Origin of the sequence: Streptomyces sp. ADMS, assembly GCF_033441795.1 — a bacterium.
Classification (GTDB): domain Bacteria; phylum Actinomycetota; class Actinomycetes; order Streptomycetales; family Streptomycetaceae; genus Streptomyces.
Map to the genome: position 1 here is coordinate 21,080 of NZ_JAVFVX010000002.1, position 13,273 is coordinate 34,352.

General features: G+C 70.1%; 11 protein-coding genes and 1 pseudogene. 6 read left to right on the forward strand and 6 right to left on the reverse strand.

All coding sequences use genetic code 11. The features are described 5' to 3' along the window. Positions 1-16: 16 nt before the first annotated feature. Together RB628_RS01015 and RB628_RS01020 are read right to left on the reverse strand one after the other, a co-directional pair. Positions 17-934, reverse strand: coding sequence for a hypothetical protein (locus RB628_RS01015; RefSeq protein ID WP_318318300.1), 918 nt, complete (start codon positions 932-934; stop codon positions 17-19). A gap of 45 nt (positions 935-979) precedes the next feature. Beyond that, positions 980-1,219 carry a hypothetical protein gene (locus tag RB628_RS01020; RefSeq protein WP_318318301.1) on the reverse strand — a complete coding sequence of 80 codons (240 nt, stop codon included), beginning with the start codon at positions 1,217-1,219 and terminating at the stop codon, positions 980-982. Between the two features lie 269 nt (positions 1,220-1,488). Here RB628_RS01020 and RB628_RS01025 point away from each other — a divergent pair, with 269 nt between their 5' ends. Then, positions 1,489-2,145: a hypothetical protein gene (locus tag RB628_RS01025; RefSeq protein WP_318318302.1), complete on the forward strand. Its 657-nt coding sequence runs from the start codon at positions 1,489-1,491 to the stop codon at positions 2,143-2,145. 569 nt (positions 2,146-2,714) lie between these two features. Here RB628_RS01025 and RB628_RS01030 read toward each other — a convergent pair. Then, positions 2,715-3,908 carry a sensor histidine kinase gene (locus tag RB628_RS01030; RefSeq protein WP_412180579.1) on the reverse strand — a complete coding sequence of 398 codons (1,194 nt, stop codon included), beginning with the start codon at positions 3,906-3,908 and terminating at the stop codon, positions 2,715-2,717. A gap of 346 nt (positions 3,909-4,254) precedes the next feature. Here RB628_RS01030 and RB628_RS01035 point away from each other — a divergent pair, with 346 nt between their 5' ends. Beyond that, the gene (locus RB628_RS01035; protein ID WP_318318304.1) at positions 4,255-7,461 is read left to right on the forward strand and encodes a family 78 glycoside hydrolase catalytic domain; all 3,207 of its coding nucleotides are present in this window, start codon (positions 4,255-4,257) and stop codon (positions 7,459-7,461) included. Positions 7,462-7,690: 229 nt separating this feature from the next. After that, positions 7,691-7,831: a hypothetical protein gene (locus RB628_RS01040; RefSeq protein ID WP_318318305.1), complete on the forward strand. Its 141-nt coding sequence runs from the start codon at positions 7,691-7,693 to the stop codon at positions 7,829-7,831. 301 nt (positions 7,832-8,132) lie between these two features. Here the strand turns inward: RB628_RS01040 and RB628_RS01045 are convergent. Continuing rightward, positions 8,133-8,579: pseudogene (locus RB628_RS01045) on the reverse strand (NAD-dependent epimerase/dehydratase family protein); the annotation flags it as partial. A 251-nt stretch (positions 8,580-8,830) separates the two neighbouring features. Between RB628_RS01045 and RB628_RS01050 the strand changes: the two are divergent. Beyond that, a complete protein-coding gene (locus RB628_RS01050) occupies positions 8,831-10,558 on the forward strand; it encodes a SpoIIE family protein phosphatase (RefSeq protein WP_318318306.1) in 1,728 nt (575 codons plus the stop codon). 455 nt (positions 10,559-11,013) lie between these two features. Here the strand turns inward: RB628_RS01050 and RB628_RS01055 are convergent, their stop codons facing one another. Continuing rightward, positions 11,014-11,226 (reverse strand): hypothetical protein, encoded by a 213-nt coding sequence (locus tag RB628_RS01055; RefSeq protein ID WP_318318307.1) that lies wholly within the window; start codon positions 11,224-11,226, stop codon positions 11,014-11,016. A gap of 65 nt (positions 11,227-11,291) precedes the next feature. Here RB628_RS01055 and RB628_RS01060 point away from each other — a divergent pair, with 65 nt between their 5' ends. Continuing rightward, positions 11,292-11,429, forward strand: coding sequence for a hypothetical protein (locus RB628_RS01060; RefSeq protein WP_318318308.1), 138 nt, complete (start codon positions 11,292-11,294; stop codon positions 11,427-11,429). A 25-nt stretch (positions 11,430-11,454) separates the two neighbouring features. On the opposite strand, the gene RB628_RS01065 is transcribed toward RB628_RS01060, so the two are convergent. Next, positions 11,455-12,711, reverse strand: coding sequence for a cation:proton antiporter (locus tag RB628_RS01065; RefSeq protein ID WP_318318309.1), 1,257 nt, complete (start codon positions 12,709-12,711; stop codon positions 11,455-11,457). A 334-nt stretch (positions 12,712-13,045) separates the two neighbouring features. Here RB628_RS01065 and RB628_RS01070 point away from each other — a divergent pair, with 334 nt between their 5' ends. Further along, positions 13,046-13,249, forward strand: a complete 204-nt coding sequence (locus tag RB628_RS01070; protein ID WP_318318310.1) for a hypothetical protein — start codon at positions 13,046-13,048, stop codon at positions 13,247-13,249. Positions 13,250-13,273: the final 24 nt, after the last annotated feature.

The following is a 13,273-nucleotide window of genomic DNA, read 5'->3' on the forward strand; positions in this document are numbered from 1 at the left end:
CGATCAGGCCGAACGGTCACTTGGCCTGGTCGCCCGGGTCGTTGAGTGATGCTTGAATTTGCAACCAGGTCGGATCTGTTGCGGTCGCGGTGGTCACTGCTGCCAGGTCCTCGGCTTCCCAGGTCCGGGCTCCGTCGGTGACGACGAGATGGGTCTCCAGGTCGCCGTCGTCGGGAACCTCGGATGTGGCGTCCAGGAACTCTGCGACGGCGGCCCTCGACGTATCACCGTCCGCGCTCTGGGTCTTCGCGGAGCCGGCGCGCACGGACACCAGCGCGAGATCACCTCCACCGCCGGCGACGACGAGATCGTCTGTCACCATGGCACCCAGCGCGGACACCGGCGAGCCGGCCAACACGTCGTGCTCGACCGTGTGCTGGGTTTCGAGGTCGACTTCGACAAGGGTCCAGGCGCGCATCTGGTCGAGCCACCCCGGTGGGTACGGGTAGCCAGGGCTGGGTTCACCGAGAGTTGTCGCCAGAACGCGGTGGAGCGAAGGAAACGCGAATATCTCCAGTGAGTTGTCGTATGCGTTGCCTCGAATCGCGAGATGACGTCCGTCTGCGCTGAAGATCGGCGTCTCGTAGCCGTCGCAGTCCAGGATCAGCGCCCGGTCGGGCACGCGCATCGCAGTCGGCACCTTCTCGTGCTCGACCCGCCCGAAGAGTCGGAGCGTCGCGCCTTGATCGCTGGCGAGCGTTGCCACCAGCCCGCCGGCGGGATGCTCCGCGACCCCGGTGTCCCAACGGGGACCGGAACTGACAGTTCCCGAAGCGAGATCGAGAACGTCAGAACTGTCCCATGCGCTGTCCTCGTCGCCCGACGACGGCGTCCCCCACAACGCCCCACCGTTCGGGCTGAAGGCCACACTGCGGTAACGGTCAGTGGGTGGAAGACCTTCCAGTTCAGAGACCCCGGCAGAAGTCCACTGCACGACTCCGTGCTCGCCCGCCACCACGAGCAGCGGCCGGTCCGGATGTCATGCCACAGAGGGTGTGCGTGTCATCCGGTCCCAGCCGAAGGCATCGCCGTAGACAGTCGACTCGGCGCCCACACAACCGAGTTCGCGCAGTTGCGCTCCCTCGCAGTCCCAGACATTCACCGCCGGACGGTCCGAGTCCACACCGGCCACCAGAGGAAGCCGCGGGTGACATAGCAACTGCTCAACCGGACGCCCACCACTGACTCGCACATGGGCAACGGCCTCAACGTCAGTCATCTCAACACGGTAGTTGTCAGTGGCTCGTTGGGCGAGGCACTGACCGGCTGGTGGTCCTGCCCTGCCCAGTCACCCGCAGGCAACCGACGACATCGTTCCCCGAACCCACCAGAACTTCGCGGACCACCACCTCTGCCCGCCCGTACTATCTCTACGCGGGGGCAGCCTGTACCGGGTGTGACCCACCCATGACGCGTTCAAGCCCTGCGGAACCACCGCTGCGGGTGACTTCACAGCCCGCGGTCATACCTCGTGGAAAGGCCGGCATCATGACTGACACCAAGACGCCCACCACCGAACTGACATCGCAGTACACGGCCCAGGTGGCCAACGACCTTGAGCGCAATGCCAAGGACCAGGACCGCATCACTGCGGAGATCGACACGCTGTACGAACAACTGCGCGCCCTGCAACACGATCACACCGTGCTGACGAGCATGCAGAAGGCACTCGGCACCATGGACACCGCCGCGGAGGCTGCCCCCGAAGAGGTCGAAGTCCCCTCAGTTCCGCGGCAGAAGACCAAGGCGCAGCCCGCCTCCGGCAAGCGGGTGCGGGCGAAGAAGACAGTCACCGCGCAAGGCAGCGAAACGGTCGAGGAGCCGGCTTCCGAGAAGCCCGAGGCCGCAGTTGAGACGTCGGCAGCGAAAGCGACCCGGCCCACCCTCGTCGAACTGATCCGTCGCCACCTCACCGAGCAGAGGGAACCCCGCTCCGCGGCCGAGATCGCCACCACCCTCGGCCAGGCCCACCCCGAACGCACCATCAAGACCACCGTCGTGCGCAGCACAGTCGAAGGCCTCGTCGCCAAGAGCCTTGTTCAGCGCACCAAGCAGGGCAGCTCCGTCTACTACACCGCCGCCGAGACCCCGGAACCGACCCCATCGGCAGCGGTCCCGGCCAATGACCAGCCCGAGGCGAACTGATCGTCGGGGCGCCGATTCTGGGCGCGCCGGGGAGGTCCAGCGGGTTTCGGGCCACGAATGGGCAACCACGACTCTTCGGTACATGGCGACTGCCCAAGCCGACCCCGAGCATGCCAATGTTGCTGCGAGCTCGCTGCGCTGACGCTCGCGGGGAGGGGTACACGACTCTGATGCCGACCCGCGGATCAGCGTCGGCATCACCATGGACGGCACCTTGACAACTTCGCCGGCACGCTCATGTCAGTGGCCGAGCGGGGCCTCGCACGACCGCTTCTGCGCATTGACAAGGGCGGAATCACGAACACCGGCCCCGGCTGGCAGGCGTCCCGCGCCCACACCCCCGGCCGGACACATCAGCTCACGCCACGCGGACCGGGCATGCGTCGTTCACGGCTCGGATCGTCGCCGAGGCGAACCGGACCGGTGAGGAGCGCGTTCTCCCGAGGGCCCGGTCATCGGCGCCGCCCGAGGTCTCCCCGTCTGCCCGCCGTAGCCGCTGGTCTCCCTCACGGCGGGCAGCCGCACTGCTGCCCGCTGCGGCGGCTGGCCGAGCGCCGGGGCGGTCCCAACTACGCCTTCTCCGCCGGCAGCATCGCCTTGACCTCCCAGCCACGACGCTCGGAGCGGGGCCCCGTGCGCAGCTCGCCGCCGAGCGCGGTGACCCGTTCGGTCAGCCCGACCAGGCCGAAGCCGCCTCCGCGTGCGGCCTGGGGCAGCCCGGTGCCGCCACGGCCGTCGTCGCGCACCGTCACCTCCAGCATCCTGCCGTCGTAGGCCAGCCCGACCGTCACCTCGGTGGCATCCGCGGCATGGCGCCGTACGTTGGTGAGTCCCTCCTGGACAACCCGGTAGGCGGCGGCCTGCACCTCGTGGGGCAGGGCATCGGGCACCGAGGGATCGCGGTGCAGCGAGGCCTTGGGACCGACGGGTCCACCGAAGCCCTCCACCAGTTCGGGCAGCGCGGGCAGATCGCCCCTGGGGCGGCGGCCGGGGTCCCCGGCTTCCGGCACCTCGCGCATCAGGCCGACGGTGCTGCGCATGGAAGCCAGGGCCTCGGTGGCTGCGCGCTCGACGTCCTTCAGGATCACGCTCAGACGCTCGGGGTCCGTCGTGGCGAGGAGCTGGGCCACCTGCGTCTGCACCAGGATGCCGGTGACATGGTGGGCCACGAAGTCGTGCAGGTCGGCGGCCATGGCAAGGCGCTCGGCCCGCCGGATCTCGGTGACCGCCGCACGGCGACGGTGGTCCAGCGCGCGCAGATACCCGCCGAGTCCGGCCACCGCACCGGCCAGCACCAGCATCCCGAACGGGTTGGCCGACGATACGTCGAGGATCTCCCTGTAGGGCAGCAGCGCAGCCGCCGTGCCGTTCAGAACGCCGCACACCGCCGCCCACCGGACGGGGCAGTCACGCACCGCGATCAGGAGCAGCCACAGCAGGATCGCGATTTCACCGGTTCCGGACAGCGCCTCCCGGCCGGACACCACCACGCCGACGGTCACGGCACCGGAGAGGACCGCGGGCACGGCGGTGCGCACCGCCACGGTGAGCCATGCCGGCCGTCCCGCGGCCGGCCAGAGGACCGCGGCCAGACCGATCGGCAGCACCACCAGCTGAGGCCACAGCGGCCCACCCTCCACGCCGGCCAACAACAGGTCCCCGACTGCCAGCAACAGCAGAAGGACGATGCCGAACGCCCGCAGAAAGCCCCACCGACGGCCATCCGGTCCGACAGGCGCACCGAGGGCACGCACGTTGCTCAAAAGATTCACGGCGCGACCCTAATCCCCCAGCGGCGCAGCGGGATCAGCCGAAAGGCCACTCCGCCATCGCGGGAGGCCGCGCATACCGGCCGAACGGCCGAGACGCGGTCGGGGTCAGAGGCCACGGGCTGCTTGTCGGCGGTGAGCAGGCCGTCCGCGTGCAGGTGGAAGCGCTGGGGAGCGAGCCCCGCCGGCGGAAACCGCGCCCGTCCCGTCACGGACACGCGCGTTTAAATCGTTTCAATTTATGGCTTTTCGATTGTGACACAGGCATTGACTGACCTGACGCGGAACCCTAACCTCCGGGAAATCACATTGAAACCTTTCACCAACCGAGGGTGCGCCAATGTCCTGGGACCTGTCGCGTCGAAGACTTCTCCAACTGGGTGGCGCCACGGCCGCCTCGGTCGTGCTGACCGGGCCCCGCGCACTCGCGGCCCCCGGCCCGGGCGCCGCCGCGGCCCCCGGCAGGCCGCCCGTGCCGACCGGCATGCTGACCGACCTCCTCCCGCAGGCACTCACGACGAGCGCCGGGCAGAACCCCCGGTTCAGCTGGCAGGTGCCCGACTTCTGCGCCGGTACCCTCCAGCGCGCCTACCAGCTGCAACTGGCCGCCGCTCCAGGCGGTTTCGCGGACGAGCGGCTCGTCTGGGACTCGGGCAGGCGCCAGTCCGCCGACTCCACCGCCGTACCGTATGCCGGGCCGCCCCTGCAGCCCCGTACCGCCTACTGGTGGCGGGTGGCCAGCTGGGGCGACAAGCGCTCCGCCTGGTCGGAGCCCGCCCTGCTCGCCACCTCGGTCGAGGACGAGTGGGAGGCCGAGCCGATCTGGGTGCCGGCCGGGCCGGTCATGACCGACGGCACCTTCGCCGCCCGGCTGAGGATCACCGCTGTGGCCGCCGGAATGTGGTTCCGCGCCGCCAACACCGCCAACAACTACATGTGGCAGCTGCGCGCCGGCAGCCCCGGCATTTTGCGCAAGCACGTCTGCGTGAACGGCACGTACAGCGTCCTCGGCGAGGTCCGGCTGCCGGCCGCGGTCACCACCGGGGAGTGGCTGGACCTCGCCGTCACCATGGCGGGCTCGACCTTCACCACCACCGTCGACGGCACCGTCGTCGACACCACCACCGACACCCGCTACACCTCCGGCAACGTCGGTCTGCGCAACGGCCTGACGGAGTCCCAGGTCTACGACCGAGTCACCTTCACCGCCGCCGACGGAACCGTGCTCCTCGACGACGACTTCGCCTCCGACAAGGGCACCTTCGCCTCCGGGACGGTCTCCGGCGGCACGCTGACCTTCCCCACCGGTGCTTCCTCGCTCTCCTCCTACGGGGCCGACGACACGTGGGCGCTGCTGCGCCACGAGTACGACACAGGCGCCGGCAAGGACATAGCCGCCGCCGTCCTCTACGTCGCGGCCACGTCGCCCGACCCCGCCCGCCAGTACGTGGCCAAGGTGTGGAGCAACGGCACCGTGGTCGGGCACGCCTCCGTGCGCTCCGGCACCGGGACCGCGTACCAGGCGTTCGACGTCACCTCGACCCTGCGCAGCGACGGCGGGCCGAACGCGCTCGCCGCGCTGTGCTGGACCACCTCGCAGCAGAAGTTCCTGGCCCAGCTGGAGATCACGTACACCGACGGCAGCCGGACCACCGTCGCCTCGGGAGACCACTGGAAGGCGCGCCGCCAGGCCGGGTTGCTGCCGGCGAAGGGCAGCGCGGGCAGCAGTTACTTCACCGTCCCCCAGGAGTACTGGGACCTGCGGCAGGAACCCGTCGGCTGGACCCGGCCCGGCTTCGACGACAGCGACTGGCACACTCCCGCCGTCCGCACCGCGATCAGCGGACTCGTCCCGGCCCCGATCGAGCCGCCCCGGCTGCACGACGTCACCCCCGCCTCCGTCACCGAGGTCGCCGACGGCCGCTGGCTGGTGGACCTCGGCCGGGAGATCGTCGGCGGGCTGTCCCTGGAGGTCACCGGAAGCGCGGGCGACACCGTCGAGGTGCGACTCGGCGAGGAGCTCAACGCGGACGGCACCGTCAAGTACCAGCTTCGCGCCACCAACACCTACCGCGAGGTGTGGACTTTGCGGGACGGGCAGCAGAGCGTCGAACACTGGGGATATCGGGGCTTCCGCTGGGCCGAACTGCGGACGACGCTGGACCTGTCGGGGGCCGCCGTCACCGGGCGGGCCTGGCGGCTCGACTGGAACGACTCGGACGCCTCCTTCCACAGCTCCGATCCCGCCCTGGACCGGGTCTGGGAGCTGTGCCGGTACTCGATCGAGGCCACCCGCAGCGACCTCTACACCGACACACCCACCCGGGAACGCGGCCCCTACGAGGGGGACGCGCTGATCAACCAGCTTTCCGAGTACGGCGTCCAGCGCTCCTACGCCCTGGCCCGCTGGTCGAACGACTACCTGGTCCGCAAGGGCACCTGGCCCACCGAGTACCGGCTGATGTGCGCGCTGTCCGCCTGGGAGGACTACCTCGCCACCGGCGACGACCGGCAGCTCGCCAAGGACTACGACCTGCTCACCGCGAAGAACCTCACCGCCTACCTGGACTCCCAGGGCCTGGTCCGCAAGGCACCCGGCGGCAGCAGCCAGAACCTGGGCGACCTCGTCGACTGGCCGACCGCCAGCCGCGACGGCTACGTCTTCACGAACGTCAACACCGTCGTCAACGCCTTCCAGTACGCGGCCTTCGACGCCCTCGCCCAGTGCGCCGCGGCGCTCGGGAAGGACGACGACTCGACGGCTCTGCGCTCACGCGCCGACACCCTCGCCACATCCATGCGCGCCACCTTGCTCGACAGCGAGGCCGGCCGGTTCCGCGACGGCGAGGGCACCACGCACAGCGCCCAGCACGCGACCGCCTTCCCGGTGGCGCTCGGCGTCGCGGACACCCTCGACGGCGAAGTGCGCACCCGGCTGGGGGACACGCTCGCCGCCGGCGGCATGCGGATGAGCGTGTACGGGGCTCAGTTCCTCCTCGACGCCCTCTTCCGGCTCGGCCGCGCCGACGCCGCACTCGCGCTGCTCACCTCCACGGCGACCAACTCATGGCTGCACATGCTCGACGCGCTCAAGGCCACCATCGTCACCGAGGCCTGGGATCCCGCGCTGAAGTCCAACATGACCCTCTCCCACGCCTGGGCCTCGGCTCCGGCCAACGCGATTCCCCGGCACGTGCTCGGCGTCCGCGTCGCCGCCCCCGGAGCGGCGGAGTTCCTCATCCGTCCGAGGACCGGCGCCCTGACCGAGGTGGCGGGCACCGTGCCGTCCATGCGCGGCCCGGTCAAGGTCGCCGTGCACCGCTCGACCGACGCCCACACGGCACGGGTGACGGTGCCGCCCAACTCCCGCGCGGTGCTGGAGGTGGAGATCGGAGACGCGGACCCGGCGAAGTACCGGGTGACGGGGACGGCACCCGGCGGAAGGAGACGGGTGACAGTCACCCCGTTCACTGACCTCACCGGCACGGTGCTGCGGATCGGGCCCGTCGGCTCCGGCACGACGAAGGTCGAGCGCACGGTTTCCTGACGACGGGGCCCCGGGTTCCGGCCCGGGGCCGCCCTTCACCCAACTCGCCCGCACACCGCGGCAGTCGATGGCGACGACAAGCGGTCCAGCCGCGTCCGTCCTGCGCGCACCGACAGTTCCGCAGCATCGGGCAGAGACGTCGGAGGGTCACGCTCGTCGTGGACGACAAGGTCTCGTTCGATCCGTTCGTCGTGCGCGGCGTCCGGATACACGGGGAGGCGGACGGACCTTGCCGTGCGGGCGTGACATCGAGCCGTACACCGTGCCCGGCACCGAATCGGTGAGCATCTCGCCGCATCTGGGGCTCACGTCACAGTGGAGGGAGGCCTTCGGCGGCCAGGCCGTACAACGGCTGGCCGAGCGGGGCTGAACACTTCGGGAATCAGTCTGCGGGGCGGCCACAGAGCCGGGGCTGCCTGCGATGCCGCAGTTCGTCGTCCGCCGCACGGGGTGGAACGCGGTGCCGAGTGGACCCGCAGGTGTGTGGCACCGGCCAAGTGGCGCACAGGACAGCTTCGTACCGTGAATCCTCGACGACGAACGCCCGAATCATCCGTGTGCGGCCGGCTGCTCCTGTGAAAGAGGGTCCAACCTCTCGACAAGCCTGGGTGACCGGCGGCAACTTCTGCATCGCTTTCTTTACAGCCGCTTTCCCTCTCCAGGAGACAGGCGTCCAGCGCCCTCTCCGGATAGGCCTTCTCACGCCAGTACGCGGCATCCGGCCACCCGTGAGTCGGCCACGACTCGTCCACCGCGTGATCCTTGGGCCCAGGCGAACAGGCGCCCGCCGACGAGGCGTGCACCAGTGCCGGCACCTTCGCGGCGGCCACGGCCTCGAACACCCGGATACTGCCGAGCACGTTGGTACGCCAAGTTGCCGCCGGGTCGTGCGTGGGCTGGAACGCCCGGGCCAGATGCACGACGGCGTCGGCACCTTCGAACTCCTTGGCGAGGTCTGTGTCCTCGGACGCCAGGTCCACCGCTGACCATTCGGTCTTGGCGGGCGACCGGTCGGGAAACCGGCGGGCCAGACCCCGCACCGAGCCCACTTCCGCGTCTTCGGCGAGCAGACGCACCAGACTGGTGCCCACATTGCCGGTGGCTCCCGTGAAGACGATCCTGCCGCCGGATTCACTGCTCGCAGTCGCTCCTCAAGGTGGGTCTGACCCACACGTCGCGGGGCGGTGCCCGCGCCGGGTACCCAGCTCCCGCCGGATATGCACGCGAAGCCCAAGGCCACGGCACGTGCCTGGCGACACGGTTTACCGGACGCCGGCGAAGGCGAGGCTGGATTCACCGGCGCCGGGGCAGACGGAACAACGGGTACCGCCGAGCGGGCGGACCGCCAGTCAGCTAGGGAGATCAGGTCATGGCAGAACCGGAGCATACGGAGACCCACGGGGAACGGCCCCTGGCCGCGGCGCCCGACGCCGGGCTCACCGAGGCGCTGGAGGCCATCGGGGCCGGGGCCTACCTCGTGGACGAGGAGGGCCGCATCATCGCCGCCAACTCCCGCACCGAGCGGCTCCTGGACCGGTCGGCCGGAGATCTCTTCGGTCACGACGCGCACGACCTGCTGCACCGGGACCCCCACGGTCAGCCCTTGCCGAGGACTCGATGCCGCATGCGGCAGGCCTTCCACGCCCGGCGCGCCGCTCAGGGAGAGCAGGACTACTTCGCACGCGGAGACGGCTCCCTGCTGCCCATCTCGTGGCTGATCGCTCCGTTCGATCTCGGTGGACACGAGCGCAGCACGCTCGTCCTCTTCCATGCCCGGCATTCACGGGAAGCCGACCCGCGACCCGAGCCTGAGGCGATGCTGCTGCCGGAAATCGAACGGCTCGCGCTGCTGGCCGCGACCACCTCGCAGCTGACGTCCACGCTCGATGCCGAAGAGGCGCTGCGGCGGCTGGTGACTCTGGTGGTGCCCCGGCTGGCGGACTGGGCCATCATCGACCTGATCACCGAACGTGACGAGGTGTGGCGTACTGTTGTCGTCGAAGCGAACGACGACTCCCTGATGCGCCACGAAGAACTTCAGGGACCGATGCCACCGGTGCCTGAGGACTCCCCCATGCCTCTGTCCAGGGCCCTGCGCGGGGTCGCCTCGACTCTGGCCGGCCCGCAGACCTACCAGGGGGCACCGGATTCCGGCATCGCGGTCGAACAGCGCCGTCTGTTCGACGCCACCGGCATTCACTCCGCGGCCATCGCCCCCATCCGCAGCACACGCGCGGTACTCGGGGCCTTGACCCTGGGGCGCGCCAAGCAGCTGGGAGACTTCAGCGCCCACGATCTCCCCCTGATCGAGGACATCGCCCGCCGCGCCGGCCTCGCTCTGGACAACGCGCGCCTCTACCAGCGCCAGCGCAAGGTCGCCGAGACCATGCAGAACCATCTCCTGCCCCAGATGCCACGCGTGCCAGGGTTGCAGATGGCGGTCCGCTATCTGCCCGCGCCCGACGCCTCGCAGGTCGGGGGCGACTGGTACGACGCCTTCTCCCTCGTCGGCGGCGCCACCGCACTGGCCATCGGCGATGTCGTCGGCCACGATCTGGAGGCCGCGGCAGGCATGGCGCAGGTGCGCAACATGCTCCGCGCCTATGCCTGGGCCCTGCAAGAGCCGCCCAGCCAGATCGTCGAGCGCCTCGACGAAGCGGTCCTGCACATCACCGACGTAGCCATGGCCACCATGATTCTCGCCCGGGTCGAAGAGAGCGACGACGGCCGGTGGAACCTGACCTGGACCAACGCCGGCCACCCACCGCCTCTGTTGATCAGCCACGACGGCCTGGCCGAATACCTCACCGGCGGCCACGGCATCCTCCTGGGCACCGGCGCCGGCAAGGACCGCGCCGACGCCACCACCCTGCTGCCGCCCGGATCCACCCTCCTGCTGTACACCGACGGCCTGATCGAAGAACCCGGCCACACCCTCGACGAGGGCCTGCACCGACTGCGCCAGCACGCAGCCGCTCTTGCCCACCGCCCCCTGGACTCCTTCACCGACCAGTTGCTGCGCCGGGTCCGCCCGGTCGCGAACGACGACGACGTCGCCCTCCTCGCCGTACGGCTACCGACTCGAACACTGACGTGACATCTTCTGCCTGCCGACGCGGCCGGCGTTACCGGAACAGACTCGCGACCCGGCCAGAACTCATCGCGGCAAGTCCGAAGCTGGTGAAAACCCTTCGTCACACCGAGGCGCGCTGGCTGACCTGCCGTCCATGGCCTCACTCGTGCACCGCCGCCTGCCGTCTGCCGAAACCGGCCCGGTGCTGCGCGCGCTGTGCGAGTGGACGCCGGCCGATGCCCCGGGCGGCGGCTCCATCCCGGCGACGTCGGGTGGCATCTGCGGTTCGACGACGCGGCCGTTTTTCTCTGGACCGACGGTGCGGTACCGGTGGCAGCCGGCTTCCTCGACGGCCCCGTGCTGCGCGTGACCGCCTCACCCGACGCCGATCCCGGGGCGCTCGCGGCCGATGCCGAGGAGCTGCTCGAGCCCGGCAACGACCGGTCCGACGGTCTGCCCGTGCCCGGGCGGGAACCCGATCAGGAGGAGTCCTGGCTCGTCATGTCGTGGACGCCGCGACCGGTGTCGAACCGTGCCGAGCCGGTCGGTGAAGCCGGTGCGGCCGACCGGGTGCTGGTGCAGCGCTCCGCCTTCGCGGGGTCCACGTTCACCGTCGAGCGCTGGCACGCGATGAAGCGGTCGTCGGCGATCGTTCCGACCAGCACCACCGCGTGCGCCGTTCCGAGCCACAAGGACGCGTCCCTGACACGGCTCCCGCTGCCCCGACTCGCCGCCACCCCCATGGACACGGTGGCGGATGCGGCCCGGCTGGAACCTGGGCAACGCCCCCGGCGCCAGCGCGCAGTCGACGCTCACCTTCAACTTCTGGAGCGGGGCGACCGTGACGTACCGCGTGACGGAGTCCGGAAGTTCTGTGACCGGCGCAGTCTGCTGACGCACGGACCCCCGCCCTGAGGCCGCTACCTGGATTCGGCGTCTCGGAGACGGTCGACGCGTGCGATGACCGGGCCTGCCGAGACACCGTGCAGCACGACTGAGGCCAGCACGGCGAAGGTCACCACGGCCCACAGCTCCCGCTCCGGGACGGTGAAACCGTGCCGGCCCAGGGCGTAGGCAAGGTAGTACAACGAGCCGATCCCCCGGACGCCGTATACCGCGACGACCCAGCGTTCCCGCTTCCCCAGAGGGCTGCGCAGCAGTCCGGCCCACCCCGCCAACGGCCGGATCACCAGCAGCACCACGCATGCGGTGACCGCGCCCCGCCACGTGAGGGCAGACAGGCCGCCCAGCGCGATGAAGGCGCCCAGCATGAACAGCACGGTCGCAGTCAGCAGGCGCTCCACCTGCTCCATGAAGTCGTGCAGGACGTTGTGGTACCCGTGTGCTCGCTCTGCGGCCCGGATGGCGCACGCGGTGACGAACACCGCCAGAAAGCCATAACCCCCGGCAAGCTCCGTCACTCCGTAGGACAGGAAGGTGGCGCCCAGCGCGACGAAGCCCTCCCGGTGCTGAGACAGCCGCAGCACCCTTGACCGTGTCCAGAAGAAGAGCCAACCGAGCAACCGCCCCACCAGCAGCCCGCCCAGCACACCGACAGCGCACTTGTATGCGACGTCCTGCGCGGCCCACGGACCGATCCACTCAGCCGACCAGCCGCTGCCTGCGGCGGCGGCCAGCCCCACGGCCGCGTACGTCAGCGGAAACGCGAGTCCGTCGTTCAGGCCCGCCTCACTGGTGAGAGCGAACCGCACCTCGTCCTCATCGTGTTCGTCGTCCGTGGGCTCGCCCACCCGTACTTCAGCAGCGAGCACCGGATCGGTGGGTGCCAGGACGGCCCCCAGCAGCAGCGCGGCGGCCGGCGGCCAGTCCAGCAACCACCAGGCCACCAGCGAGGTGATCACGACCGTCAACGGCATGGTGACGCCCAGCAATCGCCAGGTCGAGCCCCACCGGTGCCGCCCGAGCGGCCGGTTGAGCGCCAGCCCCGCACCCATCAGCGAGATGATCACCACGACCTCGGTGACATGCTCGGCCACCACCCGGTCATCCACCGGATCGATCATGGGCAGCGGCAGCGGCAGCAGATATACGCCGATGCCGCACAGCAGGAAGACCAGCGGCAGCGACAGCGGTCGTCCGGCCAGGGCCCGAGGCAGCACGGCCGCGAGCAGCGCTCCGAACCCCAGCCACGCAAATACCGCGTCCGCGCTCGTCACCAGTACGGCCCGCCCTTCTCGTCATCGGCCGTTGCGGGCACCTGTCGCCCTCCGTTCACACAACCGCGGTCAGGGCGCCTCCTTGACGCGGACACTGCCTCGGGGTCGAATCGAGGTCGCCTCGCCCCAGCGGCCGGCGCCAACCGGGCCATCGTCGGCTTCGTCGCGGGAGGGCGTATCCGCCCATGGGCATCACGCCGACCCCTTCCTGACTGCCCGGTGTTGCGCGTTGCAGACGTGCGAGGGCCTCAGGTACGACTCCCTTGGCACGCGGGGAGGCTGGCGGTCGCACCTTCGACACCCTCCGTGTTCGCTACGGAGCTGTACGGTCCGGATGCCATCGAGATCCTCTCCCTGGTCCCGGGACAGGTTCACCGAGTTCATCATCGGCCACCACTCCGGCCGGCACACCCTCCACGGGACGCAGCGCCGCCTCATGGCAGCCGTGGTGGACCAACACGCCGACAAACTCGACGACGACGCCACCGTCCTGCTCAGCGAGTGGTGTGGCGGCCATCAGGAGAACCGCACGCCGTGAAGCAAGAGGGGCGCGAAGGGACAG

Coding starts and splice junctions, on each gene's coding strand:
- RB628_RS01020 (WP_318318301.1), bottom strand. CDS start 1,219: ATGACTGACGTTGAGGCCGTTGCCCATGTGCGAGTCAGTGGTGGGCGT.
- RB628_RS01025 (WP_318318302.1), top strand. CDS start 1,489: ATGACTGACACCAAGACGCCCACCACCGAACTGACATCGCAGTACACG.
- RB628_RS01035 (WP_318318304.1), top strand. CDS start 4,255: ATGTCCTGGGACCTGTCGCGTCGAAGACTTCTCCAACTGGGTGGCGCC.
- RB628_RS01050 (WP_318318306.1), top strand. CDS start 8,831: ATGGCAGAACCGGAGCATACGGAGACCCACGGGGAACGGCCCCTGGCC.
- RB628_RS01060 (WP_318318308.1), top strand. CDS start 11,292: ATGCGGCCCGGCTGGAACCTGGGCAACGCCCCCGGCGCCAGCGCGCAG.
- RB628_RS01070 (WP_318318310.1), top strand. CDS start 13,046: ATGCCATCGAGATCCTCTCCCTGGTCCCGGGACAGGTTCACCGAGTTC.